The sequence below is a fragment of the Mesorhizobium sp. INR15 genome, from assembly GCF_015500075.1.
In the GTDB taxonomy this organism is placed as follows: Bacteria; Pseudomonadota; Alphaproteobacteria; order Rhizobiales; family Rhizobiaceae; genus Mesorhizobium.
In genome coordinates this window covers 1,180,319-1,200,404 of record NZ_CP045496.1, presented here as the reverse complement: position 1 = coordinate 1,200,404, position 20,086 = coordinate 1,180,319, and the positions used below count along the sequence as shown (strand labels likewise).

Here is a 20,086-nt window from a genome sequence, read left to right as displayed (position 1 = left end):
AACTCTCCATTGGAATACGTGTTCGCCGCTCAAAGCGCGTCGGTGTCTGTTTCGCCGGTGCGAATGCGCACCGCCTGGTCGATGCCGAAAACGAAGATCTTGCCGTCGCCGATCTGGCCGGTCTTGGCGGCGGCGGTGATGGCCTCGACGGCTTTGTCGACCATGTCGATGCTGACCGCGACTTCGATCTTGATCTTCGGCAGGAAGCTGACCGCGTATTCCGCCCCGCGATAGATTTCCGTATGTCCCTTCTGACGCCCGTAGCCTTTGACTTCGGTGACGGTCAGGCCCTGGATGCCGACGGCGGTAAGCGCTTCGCGTACCTCGTCGAGCTTGAACGGCTTGATGATTGCCATCACGATTTTCATAAGGTTTCACCCTTTGCTGTTGCGGTGCCCCGCGTTTGCACGACTTCACCGATCCCAAAGAGCCGGAGAGTGCTCAACAGGATTCAAGCTCCGTGCCAGTTGCCGAAGCAGGGTGTTAACCCTCTGTAAACAAAGGGATTGGAGCGCGGGCAAAGGCCGACTGCTCACGACAGCGGGGGTGCTGGTGATTAAAAATTAGGCAGTTTCTTCGAAATGCCTAATCTGCAGGCGGCCGCTTCAGCCGGATCAACCCTTCCTGGGCAACCGAGGCAATCAGCGTGCCGTCGCGGGCAAACAGCGAGCCGCGCGTAAAGCCGCGCGACCCTTGCGTCGACGGGCTGTCCTGCGTGTAGAGCATCCAGTCGTCCAGCGCATGGCTGCGGTGGAACCACATGGCGTGGTCGAGGCTCGCCGCCTGGATATCGCGATCGAAAATGGCGCGGCCATGCGCGAAGGTCGAGGTGTCGAGCAGCGTCATGTCGGAGAGATAGGCGAGCACCGCCGACTGGATGGCGCGATCGGCCGGCACAGGGCCGGTAGTGCGGATCCAGATGTTCTGCTTCGGCTCCAGTTTTTCACGGCTGGTGTAGTGCTTCAGCATCACCGGCTTCATCTCGATCGGCCGGTCGCGCTCCCAGTAGCGCTTGATGCCCTCCGGCACCGCCTCGCCGAACTTGCCCAGCAATTCGCGCTGCGACAGCAACGTGTCGGGCGCCGGCACGTCATGCGGCATCGGCACCTGGTGCTCGAGACCAACCTCATCCTGCTGGAATGAGGCTTCCAGCGAAAAGATCGCCTGGCCATGCTGGATCGCCACGACGCGCCGCGTGGTGAAGGAGCCGCCGTCGCGGATACGGTCGACCTCGTAGATGATCGGCACCTTGGTGTCGCCGGGGCGCATGAAATAGCCGTGCAGCGAATGCACGTGGCGCTCGGGTTCGACCGTCCGCTGTGCCGCGACCAGCGCCTGCGCGATGGTCTGGCCGCCGAAGACGCGCTGCCAGTCGAGCTTGGGGCTGCGACCACGATACAGATTGTGTTCGAGCTTCTCGAGGTCGAGAATGCCGAGAAGCTCGTCCATGGCCGTCATCGTCATGTTTCGTGACCTCGCCGCAAGATGCTATGGCGGGTTTCCGACAGGAACGGCGGGCCGTCAAGGTGCAATGCCCGGCCGGCGTGGAAGGATTGAACATGGTGGAACGCAAGGCGGATGCAAAATCGAGGTCGGAGCTCGACATATTGGTCGCCGGCGCCGGCTATGTCGGGCTCGCCGCCGCCGTATCGCTGAAACAGGCGCGCCCGGGGCTTGCCATCGCCCTCGTCGATGCCGCGCCGGCTGGCGCCTGGCAGAGGGATGGCCGCGCATCCGCCATTGCCGCCGCCGCTTGCCGCATGCTCGACCAGCTCGGCGTCTGGGCCGAAATCGCGCCGGAAGCCCAGGCGATCACCGACATGATCATCACCGATTCGCGCACTTCCGATCCGGTGCGCCCGGTGTTCCTGACCTTCGACGGCGAGGTCGCACCGGGCGAACCCTTTGCGCACATGGTGTCCAACCGGGTGCTGAACGGCGCCTTGCGCGACTGTGCCGAAAAACTCGGCATCGAGATCATCGAAGGCGTCGCTGTGCAGGGGTTCGAGACCAGCGGCAGCGGCATCACCGTGCGGCTGGCCGATGGCGCGGCGCTGAAGGCGCGTCTGCTGGTTGCCGCCGACGGGGTGAATTCGAAGCTGCGCGACATGGCCGGTATCAAGACGGTGAAATGGCAATATGGCCAGTCCGGCATCGTCTGCACAGTGGCGCATGAGCGCCCGCACAATGGCCGCGCCGAAGAGCATTTCCTGCCGGCAGGCCCCTTCGCCACCCTGCCGTTGAAGCCGGACAAGGACGGCACCAACCGCTCGTCGATCGTCTGGGTCGAGCGCGCCGAGGACGCCGAAAAACTGGTCTCCGGCGACGACTTCATCTTCGAGCATGAGCTCGAACAGCGCTTTGGCCTGAAGCTTGGCGAAATCCGCGTCGCCGACAAGCCGCGCGCCTGGCCGCTCGGCCTGACCATTGCCCGCGCCTTCGTCGCGCCGCGCGTGGCGCTCGCCGGCGACGCCGCCCACGGCATCCACCCGATCGCCGGCCAGGGCCTCAACCTCGGCTTCAAGGATGTGGCCGCCCTTGCCGAAGTGATTGTCGAGGCCGACCGTCTCGGCCAGGATATCGGCGCGCTCGACGTGCTCGAACGCTACCAGCAGTGGCGCCGTTTCGACACGGTGCAGATGGGCGTCACCACCGATGTCTTGAACCGGCTGTTTTCCAACGACATCGGCCCGCTGCGCGCGGTGCGCGACATTGGCCTCGGTCTGGTTGAACGCATGCCGCGGCTGAAGGATTTCTTTATCCGCCAGGCATCGGGTCTGTCCGCCAGCACGCCGCGCTTGTTGAAGGGTGAAGCGATCTGAGGCGCGGCGGCTAATTAACTTCGAAACCCAGCTTCTGCCGCAGCCGCAATATCCGCTGGTCTGAAATCTCGAGTCTTTTCTCGCCGCCTTGCGCGGCGCGGTTCACCATCTGCAGCAGGTCATTTCGTTCACCCACGTCGTAGACGTTCGCGCAGGAATGGCGCGAGCTTGTCGATGACGATTGTGGTGTCATCGATCTGCGCCGCCGCCCATTTGGCATAGACGACGGCCTCATCGGTCTTCTTCTTGTCGGCGATCTCGGAAATCACCGCGCGAATGACGGCTTCGCGCTGCGGCAGCACCGGGCCATCTTCGGACACGATCGATGTGATCAGCGTCGCGGCCGCCACCACGGGATCGTCGATCGCCGTCAGCGGTGACAGCGCCGCCTGCTTGCGCAGTTTCTTGCGGCGCACCGAGCCCTGGACCCGGCCGATGACATCGGCAACGTCCCGCGCGGCTTCGTTCATGGCCTTCATCCGGTACCACCAGAACGCCGCCGCTCCCAACAGACCGAAGATAGCAATCAGGAAAGGCATACGAGATCCCCTGGAACCCGGGCGACGATAGGGGAACTAGAGCAAAATCCGAGCGAATAGAATCGATAGGGGTTTCGTGGGGATTGGAAATCTGATTCAGCATATCTGCTGGATTAGGAGGCCGGCGTGGCATGGCGAAATCCTTATCCGAAGACTTGCGGGCTCGCGTGGTCGCAGCGGTTGATGGCGGCCTGTCGCGACGGGCGGCAGCGGCGCGATTTGGCGTGGCGGCGGCAAGCGCGGTGCGTTGGGTCCGGGAATGGCGCGCGAGCGGATCCACCTGCGCAAAGCCGCAGGGCGGCGACAGGCGGTCCCACCGCGTCGAAGCGTATCGCGACATCCTTCTGGCGGCGATCGAGAGGCGGGTGGACATCACGCTGGTCGAACTCGCCGAGTTGCTGCGACAAGAGCATGGCGCGTCGTTTGCGACGAGCACGATCTGGCGCTTTCTCGATCGTCACTCCATGACCTTCAAAAAAAACGGCGCACGCCAGCGAGCAGGAGCGACCAGACGTAGCCGCGCGACGAAACGCGTGGTTCGACGCCCAGCCCGATCTTGATCCCGAGCATCTGGTCTTCATCGACGAGACCGGAGCCTCGACAAAGATGGCTCGACTGCGGGGGCGCACGAAGCGCGGGATGCGGTGCCGATCGCCAATCCCGCATGGCCATTGGAAGACGACGACGTTCACCGGCGCCCTGCGCCTCACTGGCATGACCGCGCCAATGGTCCTGGACGGCCCGATGACGGGCGAATGGTTCGTCGCCTATGTCGAGCAGGTTCTCGTGCCGACGCTGCGGCCCGACGATGTCGTGATCCTCGACAACCTGCCGGCGCACAAAAGCGCAGCCGCCCGTGAGGCGATCGAAGCGACCGGCGCAAGGATGATGTTCCTCCCGCCCTACTCTCCTGACTTCAACCCGATCGAGAACGCCTTTTCCAAGCTGAAATCGATCCTACGCAAAGCCGCCGCACGAACCGTCGCGGAATTGTGGGATACCATCAGCGCCGCACTGCCATGCTTCACACCAACAGAGTGCGCCAACTACTTCGCCGCAACAGGATATGAGCCGGAATGATCAGATTCTGCTCTAGGGCCTTGCTTCAACACGCAAGAGTTGCGAACGGCCAGGAAACCTTTTGCCTGGCCGCACGCTGTGCGCGGCGCCTATGATCCCGGTATGTCGTAGATCGCCCGCACCTCTATGGTGCCCATCTCGGCCAGCGGAATACCGGCGGCAATTTCGAGCGCTTCATTCAGGTCCTTCGCCTCGACCATGACAAATCCCAGCAGCTGTTCCTTGGTCTCGGCGAACGGCCCGTCGGTGACCAGACTCTTGCCCTTGCGCCGGCGCACGGTCTTCGACGTGCTCACCGATTGCAGGGCCTGAGCCATGATCAGGCGGCCGCTTTCCTCCAGGGACCGGTCATAGGCCAGCGAATCGGCATCGAGCTTGGCTCCCCCTGCAGGGGTGAGCGCGTGGAGGTCTTTCTCCTCGCCATAGACCAGGCAGATATATTGCATTTCTATCTCCTTTGCGGGTTTGAACCATAGGACGAAGCGATGGAGACGCCAGCCTGGCTTCTGCCTGCCGCGACATGGTCGAGCAGGCTGAAGCCGACGGCAATGATGGCGAGTGCCAACAGCAGCCGTCCAAAGCCGGATGGCTGCACCCGCACCCAGTCCGTTTCCTGCCCGAACAGCCTTTCGCGTGTTGAAGACAACAGATCCATGTGACGCTCCATGCGGCCACGAATGGCGTGGCCACACGCAGGACGGCTGGCGCTGCGGCGACCCGACATTTCTGCACGCGAGTTTTTTAAACTCTCTATCGCTTGCCGACGTGAAAGCGCGGTGGCCTTCGAAGCCGCGCACGCTATAGTTGACCGGACGCTGATTGACAGCTCACCCACGACAACCCAGGAGGAATTCCATGGACCGCACCGCAAACGCCGTCTGGAAAGGCGATCTGAAAGAGGGCAAGGGCACGCTCGACACCCAGAGCGGCACGCTGAAAGGCACGCCCTATTCGTTCAAGGCGCGCTTCGAGGACGAGAGCGGCAAATCCGGCACCAACCCGGAAGAGCTGATTGCCGCCGCCCATGCCGGTTGCTTTGCCATGCAGTTTTCGCATTTCCTCGCCGAGAACGGCACGCCCGCGGCTGAACTCAACGCCAAGGCCGTGGTGACGCTGGTTCCCGGCACCGGCATCACCGGCAGCGCGCTGACGGTGGTCGGCAATGTGCCGGGCATCGACGCGGCGAAATTCCAGGAACTGGCCGAGAAGGCCAAGGCCGGATGCCCGGTCTCGAAGGCGCTCGGCGCCATCAATGTGTCGCTCGACGCCAAGCTGGCCTGACGCCACATCCCTGTGAAGGCCCCCCGGTGCGTTATCGACCGCGCGCCGGGGTGATGCAGGGGCCGCTCTAGGCGCCCAGCGCGTCAAGCCGGGCGCGTAGTGCCGCGACTTCCTGCTCCAGCGCCTCCAGCCTTGCTTCCAGGTCGGAAGCAGGCATGGCCGGCGCACTCCGCTGCGCCGAAAGGGCGGCGATATCCACCGGACCCGTGAGAAGCTGCACGTAACGGTCCTCGCGCTGGCCTGGCCCGCGCGGAATTTCCTGAATGAGCGGCGGCCGGCGGCCAATCAGCATGTCCAGTTCGGTTCGCAAATCCTCGATCGACGAAAACCGCGCCATGCGCTCAGCCCGCGCCAGCAACTCATGCGCCGTCTGCGGCCCGCGCAGCAGAAGCAGGCCGAGCAGGGCGGTCTGCGGCGTGGTCAGCGAGAAGCGCTGCGCCATCTGATGCTCGTAGCGCTCGACACGCGAGCCGAACATCTGCCGCACCAGCCCCTTCTGCTCAAGCAGCTTCAACGCCCGGTGCACCTCCACCTGCTCCAGTGCCATCACCGGCTCGCGCGCCGTCTTCTGGTTGGCGGCGGCAAGTGCTGCGTTGAGCGACAGCGGATAGACGTCGGGCGTCAGCTCCTTCTTCTCGATCAGGCAGCCGAGCACCCGGGCTTCGGCAGGGGACAGGATGGGAAGGTCGTCGCTCATGGATTGGCTATCCTTTCGGGGCTGGAGGGCGCGAAGGATCGCTACATATGAAGTCGAGTTGGGTCAGACCCTGCGCTCCACCATCATCTTCTTGATCTCCGCGATCGCCTTGGCCGGGTTGAGGCCCTTGGGGCAGGTTTGCGCGCAGTTCATGATGGTGTGGCAGCGATAGAGCCGGAACGGATCCTCGAGATTGTCGAGCCGTTCGCCCTTGGCCTCATCGCGGCTGTCGATCAACCAGCGATAGGCCTGCAGGAGCGTTGCCGGGCCGAGATAGCGGTCGCCATTCCACCAGTAGCTCGGGCACGAGGTCGAGCAGCAGGCGCACAGGATGCACTCGTAGAGCCCGTCGAGCTTTTCGCGGTCCTCGTGGCTCTGTAGCCATTCCTTGGCAGGCGTCGGTGACACCGTCTTCAGCCATGGCTCGATCGAAGCATGCTGGGCGTAGAAATTGGTGAGGTCGGGCACCAGGTCCTTGACCACCTGCATATGCGGCAGCGGATAGACTTTTACCGCGCCGGAAATGTCGTCGCAGCCCTTGGTGCAGGCCAGCGTGTTGGAACCGTCGATGTTCATGGCGCAGGAGCCGCAGATGCCTTCACGGCAGGAGCGGCGCAAGGTCAGCGTCGGGTCGATCTTGTTCTTGATGTAGAGCAGCGCGTCGAGCACCATCGGGCCGCAATCGTCCATGTCGACGAAATAGGTGTCGATGCTCGGGTTCTCGTCATCGTCCGGCGACCAGCGGTAGATGCGGTATTCCCGCAGATTGGTGGCGCCATCCGGCTTCGGCCAGGTCTTGCCTGCCTTGATCTGCGAATTCTTGGGGAGCGTCAGTTCGACCATTACCTCAGGTCCTTTCGGATGACGAGCTTCAGCCCAGACCAGATCTCATTCACGGCGGCGACCTTGACGTCGACAAGGTCGAGTTTAAGCGCTTCTGTGCGCACGATATGTTCGGTGACATCTGTCGGCACTTTCGATGCTTTCTTCGGCCACGACACCCAGACCATGCCGTCCCGCTTGATCGCCGTCTCGACATCGCCGAGACGATCCTCGATCTCGGCGCGCTGCCGGGTGAAGGCATGGACCGCATCATATTTCTGGCGCACGCCCGAAATCCCAGACCAGTCGGCGAGCCGATCGAGACTGGCGAAGTCGACCGCGTCAGCGAGATCATCGAGCTCCGCCGGCAAGGCGATGAAGGCAGCGACCATGCCGTCCTTCAGGCCGAGCTTGGCCGGAAGGGGCGTGCCGGAATATCCCGCTGCCGCCGGTGCCATGGTCAATACACCCGCGCTTTCGGCGCTATCTTGGCCAGGCTGATGCCGCCGTCTTCTTCCTTCAGCTGCGGCTCGGTGTGCACCGGGCGATAGCTGAGCGTCACCTTGCCATCTTCGCTGAGCCGCGCCAGCGTATGCTTGCGCCAGACCTTGTCGTCGCGGGCGGCGAAGTCTTCCCGCGCATGCGCGCCCCGGCTCTCCTTGCGCGCCTCGGCGCCATAGACAGTGGTGATGGCGTTGGCCATCAGGTTTTCCAGCTCCAGCGTCTCGACCAGATCCGAGTTCCAGATCATCGAGCGGTCGAACACTTTCACGTCCTTGAGCTCGGTCCAGATCTGCGAAATGCGTTTGCAGCCGTTTTCAAGCGACTCCTGTGTGCGGAACACGGCCGCGTCTTCCTGCATCGCCTTCTGCATCTTCTCACGCAACACCGCCGTCGGCGTCGAGCCGTTGGCGTGGCGCAGCCGGTCGAAGCGATCCATGATCTTTTCGACCGAGGCTTCGTTGGGCGCCGGGATCGAGGCCTTGCGGTCGATAACCTGGCCTGCCCGGATCGCCGCCGCGCGGCCGAACACCACAAGGTCGATCAGCGAGTTGGAGCCCAGCCGATTGGCGCCGTGTACCGAAGCGCATCCGGCTTCGCCCACCGCCATCAGCCCGGGCGACACCTTGTCCGGGCTCCTCGTGGTCGGGTTCAGCACCTCGCCCCAGTAGTTGGTCGGCACGCCGCCCATGTTGTAATGCACGGTCGGCAGCACCGGGATCGGGTCCTTGGTCAGGTCGACGCCAGCGAAGATCTTCGCCGATTCCGAAATGCCGGGCAGCCGCTCATGCAGCACCGCCGGATCGAGATGGTCGAGGTGCAGGAAGATGTGGTCCTTGTTCTTGCCGACGCCGCGGCCTTCGCGGATTTCCAGCGTCATGCAGCGCGAGACGACGTCGCGCGAGGCGAGATCCTTGGCCGACGGCGCGTAGCGCTCCATGAAGCGCTCGCCCTCGGAGTTGACGAGATAGCCGCCCTCGCCGCGCGCGCCCTCGGTGATCAGGCAGCCGGCGCCATAGATGCCGGTCGGGTGGAACTGAACGAACTCCATGTCCTGCAGCGGGAACCCGGCGCGCGCTGCCATGCCGCCACCGTCGCCGGTGCAGGTATGCGCCGAGGTCGCCGAGAAATAGGCGCGGCCATAACCGCCGGTCGCCAGCACCACCATCTTGGCCGAGAAGCGGTGGATGGTGCCGTCATCGAGGTTCCAGGCAACGACGCCGGTGCAGGTGCCGTCCGGTTCCATGATCAGGTCGAGCGCGAAATACTCGATGAAGAACTGCGCGTTGTTCTTCAGTGATTGGCCGTAGAGCGTGTGCAGGATGGCGTGGCCGGTGCGGTCGGCGGCGGCGCAGGTGCGCTGCACGGGCGGACCATCGCCGTAGTTCATCATGTGTCCGCCGAACGGCCGCTGGTAGATCTTGCCCTCTTCTGTACGCGAGAACGGCACGCCGTAGTGCTCGAGTTCGTAGACGGCGGCTGGCGCTTCGCGCACCAGGTATTCCATGGCGTCGACATCGCCCAGCCAGTCCGACCCCTTGACGGTGTCGTACATGTGCCACTGCCAGGAATCGGGGCCCATGTTGGACAGCGACGCGGCAATGCCGCCTTGCGCCGCCACCGTGTGCGAGCGGGTCGGGAACACCTTGGTGATGCAGGCGGTGCGCAGCCCCTGTTCGGCCATGCCGAGCGTGGCGCGCAGGCCAGCGCCGCCGGCGCCGACGACCACGACATCGAATTTGTGGTCGACATAGGTATAGCCGGCCGAATTGGAGGTCTTTGTGTCCTTGGCCAAGAGGTCAGCCTCCGAATGCCAGTTTGAGCAGGGCGAAGAGCGACGCAACGCCGACCGCTATGCAAAAGAATGTGTTGAGCGCGATTGTCGCCAGCTTCAGGCCTTCACTCGTCACGTAGTCCTCGATGATCACCTGCATGCCAAGCCGCATATGGGTGAGCCCGGAGATCAGCACCAGGGCCATCACCAGGGCCACGAACGGATTGGCGAGTGCTGCCCGCACCTCGGCATAGCCCGCGCCATTGAGCGCAACGAGGAAACCGACGAAGAAGAGAAGAAGCGGAATGTTGGCGAGCGCCGTCAGGCGCTGGCGCCAGAAATGCTGCGTACCCTCGCGGGCCGAGCCGAGGCCGCGGACTTTCGCCAGCGGCGTGCGCATGTCGTTCTTGTTGCCGCTCATCATCAGGCTCCCCGCGCCATATAGCCGGCGACCCAGATCAGCACGGTCAGAAGGATCGAGCCGGCCAGCGAAGCCCAGGCGATCTTCGAGGCCGTGTGCTTTTCAAGACCGGCGCCGGTGTCCCAGATCAGATGCCGGACGCCGCCCAGCATGTGATGCATCAGCGCCCAGGTGTAGCCGAACAGGATGAGCCGGCCGAGCCAAGTGCCGAAGGCCCAGTTGACGAGATCGAAAGTCGATTGCGAGCTTGCCGCCGCCATCAGCCAGACGGCGACCAGCAGCGTGCCGAAATAGAGTGCACCACCCGTGATGCGATGGATGATCGACATCGTCATGGTGATCGGCGGCCGGTAGATCGTGAGATGCGGCGAAAGCGGCCGTTCACGTCTGGCATTGGCGCGGGTGGCTGGTGATTTGCTCATGGCTCCCCCAGTTCGGCGTCAGCCTCAGGTGGAAATGCGGCGTTACCGCTTCCGGTTGCGACTTCGGACAGCCGGTTTCTAATGCTCTTTTTGCACCGCGTCAAAGCCAGAAAATCGTTTTGGAAACGTCATTTAGTCTGACAAAAAGACAGGCTCGGGCTTCAATCGATTAGGGGCTGGCGGCCGAGGCCGGCTCTATATCGCTGCAGTGCAGCATGTCTTGTCCAGAGCCCGGCTGTATTGAGATTCGCACTATCGCTTGCAGGTCTGCGGCGTCGAGCCCCTCTTCATCACCAGCGCCTCACGCCCGTCGATCACGATTGCGTTATGCGTGGCGGCTTCCTGGTAGCGGCTGGACTGGTTGGCGGGCGACGCCACGAACTCCTCGGTCGCGCCATCCGGCTCGATCACGCGCAACGACGAGCCGAGATTCTGAATGGTGATCGCGCTGCCATTGCCGCAGCCATAGGTGGCTTTACCCACAGTGGATCGCGGCGCGGTGAGGTCGGTGGTAATCTTGGTTGCCGGTGCTGAAGGCGCGGATGCCGAGGGCGCCACGGTCGCGCTGGACTGCTGAGCGGGAGCAGGCGAAGCGGGATTGGCCGCCTTCGGCGCGCCATCCTGCGGCACACAGGCAGCAACGATAGTCATCAACGGGAAAACGGACACCCAAACCGTCCGGCCTAACGCCATATGCTGTCCTCCCGTGCGGCAAACTAGCCGCGATACCGCGCCAAGATCAAGGTTGCTCCGACGTCACCTTTGGATCCACTCGGCGCCGGCTGCGATGGAGCGGGCAAGCATGGCCGAATGATGGCCATCGGGTTTTCCCTCCAGTCGGAAATTAACCATGTTTGACGAGACATCGCCGCGCAACGCGCCAGCCTCTTAACAAAGGTTAAGAAAAGGTTAATTTCTGATTCGAGGAGGCTTTCCTCCAACCACGGAGAGGACGCCATGCGTTCGAATTCAGGCCGATCGCGCCTTTCAGCGATCATCTTGGCAGCGGCAGCCATCGGCTTTGCCGCACCGGCACTGGCCGGAGCCCGTCATCAGGACCGCGTCTACGCCGATTCCTTCGGCAATCTCGTCATCGAAAGCGCCGCCGGCTACAAGCGCATCCTCGTCGGCGAAGGCAAGCTGGCCAAGGAACTGTCCGCCTACACAAGTGCTGGTCAGCCAAAGGTCATCTACGAGCACGAATCGGACGATCTGACCGGCTACAGCGATTGCTACCGGCCGCCGGTTTTCGTGAAAGGCCGCAGCTATATGTACGGGCTGTCCGACGGCGAGATGCCTGAACTCAGTCCCTGCCGTTGAGATCCTGGGGTTTGCCCGGCGCCGACGGCTGCTGCCGAGCGCCGGCCTGCCTGGTCGAGATCCGCACGCAGTCGCGTCCACCATTCTTGGCCTGGTAGAGCGCCTCGTCCGCCCGCCGCATCAGGTTGGCGAAGCTTTCTCCCTGCTGCAACTCGGCAACGCCGAAACTCGCCGTGCAGCGGCTGTCGCGCGGCAGCCCTTCGATGGGCAGCGCGCCAAAGGCGCTGCGCGTGCCTTCGGCAAAAAGCCTGGCGGCGGTAAGGTTCGTCCCCGGCAGGATGATGGCGAATTCCTCGCCACCGATGCGGCCGGCGACATGGTGGTCGGCCGCGGCCTCGCGCAGGAACCCTGCGAAGACCTCGATAACCCGGTCTCCTGAAGCGTGCCCGAAACTATCATTGACGGTCTTGAAATGGTCGAGATCAGCGATGACAAGCGCAACCGGAACACCCTGGCGCACCGCGCCGACCAGCGCGATCTCCGCATGACGAACGAACCCGCCCCGGTTGAGCAGCCGTGACAGTGTGTCCATTTCCGACTTCAATGTCACTTCGGCCAGCACATCGCGCACCAGGATGGCAAGGATCAGCAACGCCAGAGCCAGGCCGAAGACCGTGCCCAGCGATTGCGATACCTGCGCATAGCTGCTCTGCATATAGGCCTGAGGATTGGCGCCCCAGCCGCCCAGCGCATGCGCGATAAACGGCTTTGAGGCGAACTGCAGACCGCTGGCGGCCAGAACCGCCATCAAGGCGTGATCGAGCCGATCGCGTTTCTGCCGTGACGACCAGACGATGCCAAGGCCGACAAACTGCATGACCGCATAGGGCAGCTGGTAGACCATCATGCGTGCGAGCGACTGGCGCGGCAGATCCTGCACGACGTAAACCGCGACCGTGGCGGCGAACAGAAAGAACAGCATCGCCGGCCAGGGCGGCGCGACGGCGTATTTATGCGCAACACCAGCGTTGAAAGCGACTGTCGCGCCGAGAAAGACGGCAAAGGCCGCGACGACCATGGGCCGGGCATTGTCGAAGGCCGGGATGCTGAACTCGATGGCGCAATAGACCATGCCGAGGAGATAGCCAAAAGCCAGCCAGCGCGCCGAGGCGCGGCCGACATTATAGACGGCAATCGTCAGGAAGGCCGCGGCCAGCAGCCCGGCAACCGACAGGTTGATCAACAGGATGAAGTTCGCGCTGCCCATCTGGTTTCGCACTCCTGGGCGATACCAAAACATCGACGGGCGAAAAAGACGTTAACAGCGGGCCTGCCGCAAGAGGTCAGCCGGTCTTGGATGGTTCATGAACGAACATCGCTTCCGGCCGCTCGTAGGACAGGCGGACACTGTCGCGGCCATTCTTCTTGGCCTTGTACAGCGCCTCGTCGGCGCGGCGCATCAGTGGCTCCAGCCCTTCATCGCCGGTGCGCGCCGCCACGCCGAAGCTCGCGGTAACCTTGGTGCCCGGCGGCAGCCCATCGACGCTGCCGGCTGAATAGAGCGTGCGCACCGCTTCGGCCAGCAGCCGTGCCGAGGCGAGATCGCTGAGCGGCAGCAATGCGGCGAATTCCTCGCCACCGATTCGCCCGGCCACACCGCGCACGCCGCAGGCGGATCGAAGCTTGGTGGCGAAATCGGCAATCACCCGATCGCCCGCCGCATGGCCATGCACGTCGTTCAGAGCCTTGAAATGATCTAGATCGGCCAGCACCAATGCGACCGGGAACTTGGCCGTGGCGCAACGATGCAGGAGAGATACCGCACGTTCCTCGAAGCCGCGCCTGTTGAGCAGGCCCGACAAAGGATCGGTATAGGTCTCGGTCTTCAGCGCCTTCATCACGTCGAGTGCCGCGGCGGTGAACAGGCAGAGCGCGATGAGCAAGGACAACAGCGCGTGCGACAGCAGCGCCGTCGTCCAGTAGGACGAGCCATAAAACCCGTCATAGTTCGTGAACGGCCCGTGCATGGTGACGATGATGGTAGTCCGTATGAAGAAGTTGACCCCTGAGATCAACGACAGCACGAACAGGATCATTTCGGTCGGGCCATTGTTGCGCACCGTGCGCAGTTCGGCCGCCACCAGCAGGCTGATGCCGCCGAAAGCGAAATTCATCGCATAGATTCGCCAGGTCAGATCTGGCTCGACGAACATGAACCAGCAGAATGAGCCAAGGCCACCGGCCGCCAGGATGGCGATGCCGACATAGGGAACCTTGCGGCCATAGCGCGCCACGACCGCTCCGGAAAGACAGCACCCGGCGAAGGTGAAGAACAGATTGGACACCAGCTTGGTCATCACCATGCCCACCGGCAACGTGAAATATTGCAACAGGAAACCCACGGCCGAGGCTGCGTAGCTTGCGCCAAGCACAGCCAGATAGGGCCGGTGGCGCTGATACGACCAAAGCACGAGAAAGGCCGCGCCGAGCGCGAGCGCGATCGTCGGATTGAGCAGCGCTATGAACAGACCAATGTCCAAAGGACCGTGACTTCCCCTTACTTACGTCGGGGAAGAGCTTAGCCCCGCAAGCCCAAACAAGCGGTTAAGCGAAAGCGAATATGCGGCGGAAATCTCGTCGAAAGAGGCCTGGTCCCGATTTTTCGCGAGATTGCTGACGCGAGATTACAGAGATGGCGGCTGAAAGAAAAACCCGAACCGCCAAGCGGTCCGGGTTTGGCATGCACTCGAATGAAAACCGGAACTTTCCGGAATTTATTTCCAGTCGCGGATGTCGACGAAGTGACCGGCGATCGCCGCTGCCGCCGCCATTGCCGGCGACACCAGATGGGTGCGGCCCTTGAAGCCTTGCCGGCCCTCGAAATTGCGGTTCGAGGTCGAGGCGCAGCGCTCATGTGGCTTCAGCCGGTCGTCATTCATGGCCAGGCACATCGAGCAGCCCGGCTCGCGCCAGTCGAAACCGGCGGCGAGAAAGATCTTGTCGAGGCCCTCGGCTTCCGCCTGTTCCTTGACCAGGCCGGAACCCGGTACGATCATCGCATTGACATTCGGGTTGACCGTCCTGCCTTCGACCACCTTGGCCACGGCGCGCAGATCCTCGATACGGCCATTGGTGCAGGAGCCGATGAACACGCGGTCAAGCGTGATGTCGGTGATCTTCGTTCCCGGCTTCAGGCCCATGTAGTCGAGCGCCCGGTGCTTCGAGGTGCGCTTGTTCTCGTCAGTGATGTCGTCGGGGTTCGGCACGATGCCTTGCACCGACACGACATCCTCGGGCGACGAGCCCCAGGAGACGATCGGCGGCAGTTTGGCCGCATCGAGCACGATGACCTTGTCGAAATGCGCGCCTTCGTCCGACTGCAGCGTCTGCCAGTATTCGAGCGCCGCATCCCATGCCGCGCCCTTCGGCGCGCGCGGCTTGTCCTTCACATAGGCGAAGGTGATTTCGTCGGCCGCGATCAGGCCGGCACGCGCGCCACCCTCGATCGACATGTTGCAGATGGTCATGCGGCCTTCCATCGACAAAGCGCGGATCGCTTCGCCGGCATATTCGATGACATAGCCGGTGCCGCCGGCGGTGCCGATCTCGCCGATGATTGCCAGGATGATGTCCTTGGCGGTGACGCCTGCCGGCAGCACACCGTCGACACGCACCAGCATGTTCTTGGCCTTGCGCTGGATCAGCGTCTGCGTCGCCAGCACATGCTCGACTTCCGACGTGCCGATGCCATGCGCCAAAGCGCCGAAAGCGCCATGCGTCGAGGTGTGGCTGTCGCCGCAAACGATCGTCATGCCCGGCAGCGTGAAACCCTGCTCCGGGCCGATGATGTGGACGATGCCCTGGCGGATATCATTCTCGGAATAATATTCGACGCCGAAATCCTTGGCGTTCTTGGCCAGCGCCTCGACCTGGATGCGGCTTTCCTCGTTCTTGATGCCGAACTTGCGCTCGGGCGAGGTCGAGACATTGTGATCGACCACGGCCAGCGTCTTTTCCGGATGCCGGACCTTGCGGCCGGTCATGCGCAGGCCTTCGAAGGCCTGCGGGCTGGTCACTTCATGGACGAGGTGGCGGTCGATGTAGAGCAGGCAGGTGCCATCGTCCTGGCGGTCGACGATATGGTCGTCGAAAATCTTGTCGTAGAGGGTGCGCGGTGCGCTCATGTGCGTAAATCCGTCGATTTGGAATGGGGAAGAAGCAGATGCCGCAAGCCCGCGGCCGACCGGCAGGGGTCAGCGAAGTCGGCTGGTAAGCGCCCCGGACACACGCGCGGAGAAGCGTGACGGCAGGCGTTTTCTGTCCTGCAGCACGAAACCCTTGTAGGCCGGATCGCCAAAAAGCTCTTCCATGGGCCTGCTCTTATCAATCTTTGCCGATTTCGGCAATTGCGGCGTGGCTCGATGTCGTAGCTGGCGTTGACAAGCTCGCCGAACCATATCAAAGCGCGCGTCCCAAGAGGAACTGGTGATGAATACGCTTCACGACATGCACGGCCATCGCGTCCTCGAATGGCAGGCCGACGGCAATCGGGCACCCAGGGTCCTCGACCTCATCGGCGATACATCGGGGTACGATGTCGATTGGGTCATGATATCGGTCAGCGCTTTGCCGCAGGATTTTTTTCAGCTGAAGACCGGTGTCGCAGGGGAATGGGCGCAGAAATGCGTCAACTACGGTGTCAAGCTGGCGATCATTGGCGATGTCTCGGAACCCGCCAGCCGCAGCACTGCATTCGCCGACTTTGCCCGTGAGGCCAACCGGGGCGAGCAGCTGTGGTTCCTGGCCGACAAGCCGGCCCTTGCCGAACGCCTGGCCAGACGGCCGGCCGCTGGCACCGCGCACTGATAGCCGGTTAAAGAACTTCGAAGACGAAGGTTTTGACCAGCGCGTCAGGCTCGGCGATCGCGTAGCAGCGAAACCATGGGCTTTCTTCGACCGCGCGCCATTTCCCCGCTTGCTTCAGCTCGTCGAACACAGCCTGGAACCCGCCGCTTTCGAACACCTGGTCGCGCACGGTGAAAATGGCGTGGCCGCCCTTCCTGGTGATCCGGACCAGCTCGTGCAGACCTGAAGCCGGCGCATGGCTGATGGTGAACACGCCGGTCGAGAAGAACGCACGGAAATGACCGTCCGGCCAGGGCAGCGGACCACCAAGCATCGCCTCTTTCAACTCGCCATAGGCATTGCGGCTGCCGGCGATCTTCAGCATGTCCTGCGACAGATCGAGCCCGGCGATGTCGACATAGCCGAGCGCCTTCAGCGAAGGCCCCGACAGGCCGGTACCGCAGCCCGCGTCGAGCAAAGGCCCCTCGCCCGATGGGACATGGCGCGCCACCCAGGCGGTGATCAGGAACGGCAGCAGATAGCCGAGCGATGCGGTTTCGCTGTCATAGGTCGCGGCCCATTCGGCATAGGCCTCGGCGAGGGCTTCCGGCGTGTTGGCGATGTAGACCGAATCCAGCGCCGCATTGGCCTTGTCGACGATCATCGGGCGCTCCTCGTTTCAACACGCCGCTCGATGGTAGCGCCGTCTTCGCCCAAAAACTATTCCTGATGCGGGTTGCGCAGCCGCTGTTCCAACGCCCTGAGCGCGAGCGACAGGCTGACCGTCAGCACAAGATAGACATAGGCGACAATCGAATAGGTCTCGAAGAAACGAAAGGAACCGGCGGCATAGACCTTGCCCATCTGCGTGATGTCGGCGACGCCCAGCACCGAGACCAGCGAGGAATCCTTGACCATGGCGACGAAATCATTGCCGAGCGGCGGCAGGATGGTGCGGATCGCCTGCGGGAACACGATCAGCCGGAAGCGCTGCACCCGCGTCAGCCCCAGCGCCTTCGCGGCTTCGATCTGGCCCTTCTCGACGGCCTGGATGCCAGCGCGGAAGACCTCCGAGATGAAGGCTGAGTAGCCGATGGTCAGCGCCATGATGGCGCGCCAAAGCAGCGAGACGTCGCGCACCAGCAACTCACCGAAGAACCCGGCATTCTGCAGCGGCGCGGTCAGCGCATTCCAGGCGGCGACGAAGGCCGGGGCTCCGGCAAAGGCGATCCAGAACAACAGCACCAGGATCGGCACGCCACGGATGATCTCGACATAGAAACGCGCGATCTGGCGCAGCCAGTTCGAGCCGGACAGGCCCATCAGCGCGATGCCGAGCCCGATCACGGACGCCATGGCGAAGGCAACGACGGTGACGAAGATGGTGATGCCGATGCCCTTGGCGATAGTGGCGAACACCTGGGCGTAGAGGTCGCTGGTCGCGACGAAAAGAGCCGCGGCCAGCGCAAGCACGCTCGCCACGGCGAGCCACCAGGGGAAGTCGGCCTTGGCGGTTGATGATGGTGATGGCTGCATCATGCGATATGCAGCGCGCGAAGGTCGCGAAAGGAGCGCAGAGTCAACGCGAGTTCTTGTACCTTGTCGTCAGACTGCACCCGCGCCAACGAAACTACTGCCCCATCTTGTAGTCGAGGAACCACTTCTTGTTGAGCGCGTCGAGCGTGCCGTCGGCCTTGAGCGCCGCGATCGCCGCATTGACGGGCTTCACCAGATCCGAGCCCTTCGGGAAGATGAAGCCGAAATCCTCGGTGCCGAGCGGGCCGCCGATCAGCTTCAGCTTGCCGTCGGCGGCGTCGACATAGCCCTTGCCGGCGGTGCCGTCGGTCAAAACCACATCGACGTCGCCGGACTTGAGCGCCTGCACCGTCGCGCCAAAAGTCTCGAACAGCTTGATGCGCGGGTTCTGCTCGTTGCCGTCCAGCACACTGTAAACGGCGGTATAGAACGGCGTCGTGCCGGCCTGAGCGCCGACCAGCCCGTCCTTGAACGCGCCAAAGGTCTTGGCGTCGGTGAAACGGCTCTCATCGCCGCGCACCAGCATGAACTGTTCGGACCGCATATAGGGGTCGGAGAAATCGACCTTCGCCTTGCGGTCATCCTTGATGGTGATGCCGGTCATGCCGATATTGTACTGGTTGTCGGAAACCGCCTGGATCATCGCGTCCCAGGAGGTGTTCTGGTACTCGACGGTGAAGTTCAGCCGCTTGGCGATCTCGTTCATCGCGTCATATTCCCAGCCGATCTGCTTTCCCGTCTTGGCGTCGATGAACTGCAGCGGCGGGTAGGCGTTTTCCGTCACCACCACCACCTTCTTGCCGGCGAGGTCGGGCAGCGCCTGCGCCAAGGCCGCGACAGGCGTGAGGATGAGGGCCAGCAGGCCGGCCAGCAGCAGTTTCGATTTCGTCATGACACGCTCCAGGAATTGAATTGCCCGGGCGTCGCCGGGCTTGCAGGAAATCCTGCGCCGACTTTAGCTTTCCGCAAGCGTCATGCAAGCCGGTCGGCTGCGCAACTGCGCGCGAAAAAGGATTTCGATGCCTTCATTTCAGCGATTCCGAAACGGTCCGTGTCGTGAACGGCAAGGCACGTCATTCAAGGGCAGGCGCCTTGCCGGTAGCTTCGCGCAACCCACCGATCAGCCGGGTCAAGGTATGATGCAGTGATTTCAGCTCTTCGCCATCGAGCGGCGAATTGCAACGCATCGCCGCCGACACGGCTTTGGCGCTTTCGCGGAGCGCACGGCCCTGATCGGTCGGTTCGACCAGCACCCGGCGCTCGTCGGCGGCATCGCGCCGACGCGTGACCATGCCGCTCGCTTCCAGCCGCTTCAACAGCGGCGTCAGCGTCGCGGAATCGAGCCCCAGCGTATCACCGAGATCGCCCACAGTGCGCGGCGCGTGTTCCCACAGCGCCAGCATGGTCAGATATTGCGGATAGGTCAGGCCGAGCGGTTCGAGCAGCGGCCGGTAGAGCCGCGTCATCAGCCCGCTTGCCGAATAGAGCGCGAAGCAGAGATGCTGGTCGAGCTTCGGCACCCCGGCGAAATCCGCCGGGACGCCTGTCGCTTCGGTGGGTGATCTGGTGGTCATGCTGCCTTTGCTGGAAGCGCCTTTGCCGAAAGCGCCACCTCGATATTGCCCTTGATGGCGTTGGAGTAGGGGCAAACCTGGTGCGCCGCCGATACAAGCGCTTCCGCTGCCGCCTGATCAAGACCTTTTGTTTCGGCGGCCAGGGAAACGCCAAGCACAAATCCACCTTGCGCATTGGTATGCAGACTGACATTGGCCGTCACCGAGGCATCCTGCAGCGGCAATTTCTGCTTGCCGGCGATGAAGCGCATGGCGCTTTCGAAGCAAGCGGCATAGCCGGCGGCGAAAAGCTGCTCGGGGTTGGTGGCGCCACCCTTGCCGCCCAGTTCCTTCGGCATGGCAAGGTCGAGGCTAAGCAAGCCATCATTGCTCTGGACATGGCCGGCGCGGCCGCCAACGGCACGAGCTTCGGTGGAATACAGTGCGGTCATTTCGTCTCTCCATTTATATTGTACACGATCAATTAGTGTACAAGATAAATGGAGTCAACCGAGCCACACTTACTTTTCCTT

General features: G+C 63.0%; 25 protein-coding genes. 5 read left to right on the top strand and 20 right to left on the bottom strand.

The features are described 5' to 3' along the window. Window positions 1–29 precede the first annotated feature (29 nt). Both GA829_RS05735 and tesB read right to left on the bottom strand, forming a co-directional pair. Window positions 30–368 (bottom strand): P-II family nitrogen regulator, encoded by a 339-nt coding sequence (locus tag GA829_RS05735; protein ID WP_195177583.1) that lies wholly within the window; start codon window positions 366–368, stop codon window positions 30–32. Between the two features lie 217 nt (window positions 369–585). Next, window positions 586–1,458 (bottom strand): acyl-CoA thioesterase II, encoded by an 873-nt coding sequence (gene tesB, locus GA829_RS05730; RefSeq protein ID WP_374940409.1) that lies wholly within the window; start codon window positions 1,456–1,458, stop codon window positions 586–588. Window positions 1,459–1,559: 101 nt separating this feature from the next. Here tesB and GA829_RS05725 point away from each other — a divergent pair, with 101 nt between their 5' ends. Further along, entirely contained in the window at window positions 1,560–2,822 is a 1,263-nt protein-coding gene (locus tag GA829_RS05725; protein WP_374940386.1) for a ubiquinone biosynthesis hydroxylase, read from the top strand. 128 nt (window positions 2,823–2,950) lie between these two features. Here the strand turns inward: GA829_RS05725 and GA829_RS05720 are convergent, their stop codons facing one another. Then, a complete protein-coding gene (locus GA829_RS05720) occupies window positions 2,951–3,361 on the bottom strand; it encodes a hypothetical protein (RefSeq protein ID WP_258052164.1) in 411 nt (136 codons plus the stop codon). A gap of 131 nt (window positions 3,362–3,492) precedes the next feature. Here GA829_RS05720 and GA829_RS05715 point away from each other — a divergent pair. After that, a protein-coding gene (locus GA829_RS05715) for an IS630 family transposase (RefSeq protein WP_258052023.1) occupies window positions 3,493–4,441 on the top strand; the annotation gives its coding sequence in 2 pieces (ribosomal slippage) (window positions 3,493–3,836 and window positions 3,835–4,441; 951 coding nt in all). Window positions 4,442–4,530: 89 nt separating this feature from the next. On the opposite strand, the gene GA829_RS05710 is transcribed toward GA829_RS05715, so the two are convergent. Together GA829_RS05710 and GA829_RS05705 are read right to left on the bottom strand one after the other, a co-directional pair. Beyond that, a complete protein-coding gene (locus tag GA829_RS05710; RefSeq protein ID WP_195177581.1) occupies window positions 4,531–4,887 on the bottom strand; it encodes a YciI family protein in 357 nt (118 codons plus the stop codon). Between the two features lie 2 nt (window positions 4,888–4,889). Then, the gene (locus GA829_RS05705; RefSeq protein ID WP_258052163.1) at window positions 4,890–5,096 is read right to left on the bottom strand and encodes a hypothetical protein; all 207 of its coding nucleotides are present in this window, start codon (window positions 5,094–5,096) and stop codon (window positions 4,890–4,892) included. Window positions 5,097–5,296: 200 nt separating this feature from the next. Between GA829_RS05705 and GA829_RS05700 the strand changes: the two genes are divergently transcribed. Beyond that, window positions 5,297–5,722 (top strand): OsmC family protein, encoded by a 426-nt coding sequence (locus GA829_RS05700; RefSeq protein WP_195177579.1) that lies wholly within the window; start codon window positions 5,297–5,299, stop codon window positions 5,720–5,722. A gap of 67 nt (window positions 5,723–5,789) precedes the next feature. Here the strand turns inward: GA829_RS05700 and GA829_RS05695 are convergent, their stop codons facing one another. The 7 genes from GA829_RS05695 to GA829_RS05665 all read right to left on the bottom strand — a co-directional run bounded on the left by GA829_RS05695 (window position 5,790) and on the right by GA829_RS05665 (window position 11,052). Then, window positions 5,790–6,419, bottom strand: coding sequence for a YceH family protein (locus GA829_RS05695; protein WP_195177578.1), 630 nt, complete (start codon window positions 6,417–6,419; stop codon window positions 5,790–5,792). A gap of 63 nt (window positions 6,420–6,482) precedes the next feature. Further along, complete coding sequence (locus GA829_RS05690) at window positions 6,483–7,262, bottom strand: succinate dehydrogenase iron-sulfur subunit (RefSeq protein WP_195177577.1); 780 nt, start codon at window positions 7,260–7,262, stop codon at window positions 6,483–6,485. Next, the gene (locus tag GA829_RS05685) at window positions 7,262–7,699 is read right to left on the bottom strand and encodes a DUF3052 family protein (RefSeq protein WP_195177576.1); all 438 of its coding nucleotides are present in this window, start codon (window positions 7,697–7,699) and stop codon (window positions 7,262–7,264) included. Before GA829_RS05685 ends, GA829_RS05690 begins: the two co-directional genes overlap by 1 nt. Before the next feature lie 2 nt (window positions 7,700–7,701). Next, entirely contained in the window at window positions 7,702–9,537 is a 1,836-nt protein-coding gene (gene sdhA / locus GA829_RS05680) for a succinate dehydrogenase flavoprotein subunit (RefSeq protein ID WP_195177575.1), read from the bottom strand. A 4-nt stretch (window positions 9,538–9,541) separates the two neighbouring features. Next, window positions 9,542–9,937 (bottom strand): succinate dehydrogenase, hydrophobic membrane anchor protein, encoded by a 396-nt coding sequence (gene sdhD / locus GA829_RS05675; RefSeq protein WP_195177574.1) that lies wholly within the window; start codon window positions 9,935–9,937, stop codon window positions 9,542–9,544. A 2-nt stretch (window positions 9,938–9,939) separates the two neighbouring features. Then, complete coding sequence (gene sdhC / locus GA829_RS05670) at window positions 9,940–10,359, bottom strand: succinate dehydrogenase, cytochrome b556 subunit (RefSeq protein WP_195177573.1); 420 nt, start codon at window positions 10,357–10,359, stop codon at window positions 9,940–9,942. Between the two features lie 252 nt (window positions 10,360–10,611). Continuing rightward, on the bottom strand, window positions 10,612–11,052 hold the full coding sequence (locus GA829_RS05665) for a hypothetical protein (RefSeq protein ID WP_195177572.1): 441 nt from the start codon (window positions 11,050–11,052) through the stop codon (window positions 10,612–10,614). A gap of 264 nt (window positions 11,053–11,316) precedes the next feature. Between GA829_RS05665 and GA829_RS05660 the strand changes: the two genes are divergently transcribed. After that, on the top strand, window positions 11,317–11,679 hold the full coding sequence (locus GA829_RS05660) for a hypothetical protein (protein WP_195177571.1): 363 nt from the start codon (window positions 11,317–11,319) through the stop codon (window positions 11,677–11,679). Here the strand turns inward: GA829_RS05660 and GA829_RS05655 are convergent. From GA829_RS05655 to leuC, 3 genes are all read right to left on the bottom strand, one after another. Then, window positions 11,663–12,886: a GGDEF domain-containing protein gene (locus tag GA829_RS05655; protein ID WP_195177570.1), complete on the bottom strand. Its 1,224-nt coding sequence runs from the start codon at window positions 12,884–12,886 to the stop codon at window positions 11,663–11,665. The genes GA829_RS05660 and GA829_RS05655 overlap by 17 nt on opposite strands. A 76-nt stretch (window positions 12,887–12,962) precedes the next feature. Then, window positions 12,963–14,159 (bottom strand): GGDEF domain-containing protein, encoded by a 1,197-nt coding sequence (locus GA829_RS05650; RefSeq protein WP_195177569.1) that lies wholly within the window; start codon window positions 14,157–14,159, stop codon window positions 12,963–12,965. A gap of 234 nt (window positions 14,160–14,393) precedes the next feature. After that, window positions 14,394–15,803: a 3-isopropylmalate dehydratase large subunit gene (leuC, locus tag GA829_RS05645; protein WP_195177568.1), complete on the bottom strand. Its 1,410-nt coding sequence runs from the start codon at window positions 15,801–15,803 to the stop codon at window positions 14,394–14,396. A gap of 304 nt (window positions 15,804–16,107) precedes the next feature. On the opposite strand from leuC, the gene GA829_RS05640 reads away from it, so the two are divergent. Then, the gene (locus tag GA829_RS05640; RefSeq protein WP_195177567.1) at window positions 16,108–16,485 is read left to right on the top strand and encodes a DUF4180 domain-containing protein; all 378 of its coding nucleotides are present in this window, start codon (window positions 16,108–16,110) and stop codon (window positions 16,483–16,485) included. A 7-nt stretch (window positions 16,486–16,492) separates the two neighbouring features. Here the strand turns inward: GA829_RS05640 and GA829_RS05635 are convergent, their stop codons facing one another. The 5 genes from GA829_RS05635 to GA829_RS05615 form a co-directional block, all read right to left on the bottom strand. Further along, window positions 16,493–17,128 carry a class I SAM-dependent DNA methyltransferase gene (locus GA829_RS05635; RefSeq protein WP_195177566.1) on the bottom strand — a complete coding sequence of 212 codons (636 nt, stop codon included), beginning with the start codon at window positions 17,126–17,128 and terminating at the stop codon, window positions 16,493–16,495. Window positions 17,129–17,184: 56 nt separating this feature from the next. Continuing rightward, the gene (locus GA829_RS05630) at window positions 17,185–18,000 is read right to left on the bottom strand and encodes an amino acid ABC transporter permease (protein WP_195179531.1); all 816 of its coding nucleotides are present in this window, start codon (window positions 17,998–18,000) and stop codon (window positions 17,185–17,187) included. A 94-nt stretch (window positions 18,001–18,094) separates the two neighbouring features. Next, on the bottom strand, window positions 18,095–18,892 hold the full coding sequence (locus GA829_RS05625) for a transporter substrate-binding domain-containing protein (protein WP_195177565.1): 798 nt from the start codon (window positions 18,890–18,892) through the stop codon (window positions 18,095–18,097). A gap of 181 nt (window positions 18,893–19,073) precedes the next feature. Beyond that, a complete protein-coding gene (locus tag GA829_RS05620; RefSeq protein WP_195177564.1) occupies window positions 19,074–19,574 on the bottom strand; it encodes a MarR family winged helix-turn-helix transcriptional regulator in 501 nt (166 codons plus the stop codon). After that, the gene (locus tag GA829_RS05615) at window positions 19,571–20,005 is read right to left on the bottom strand and encodes an organic hydroperoxide resistance protein (RefSeq protein ID WP_195177563.1); all 435 of its coding nucleotides are present in this window, start codon (window positions 20,003–20,005) and stop codon (window positions 19,571–19,573) included. The genes GA829_RS05620 and GA829_RS05615 overlap by 4 nt, the downstream gene beginning before the upstream one ends. Between the last annotated feature and the right edge of the window lie 81 nt (window positions 20,006–20,086).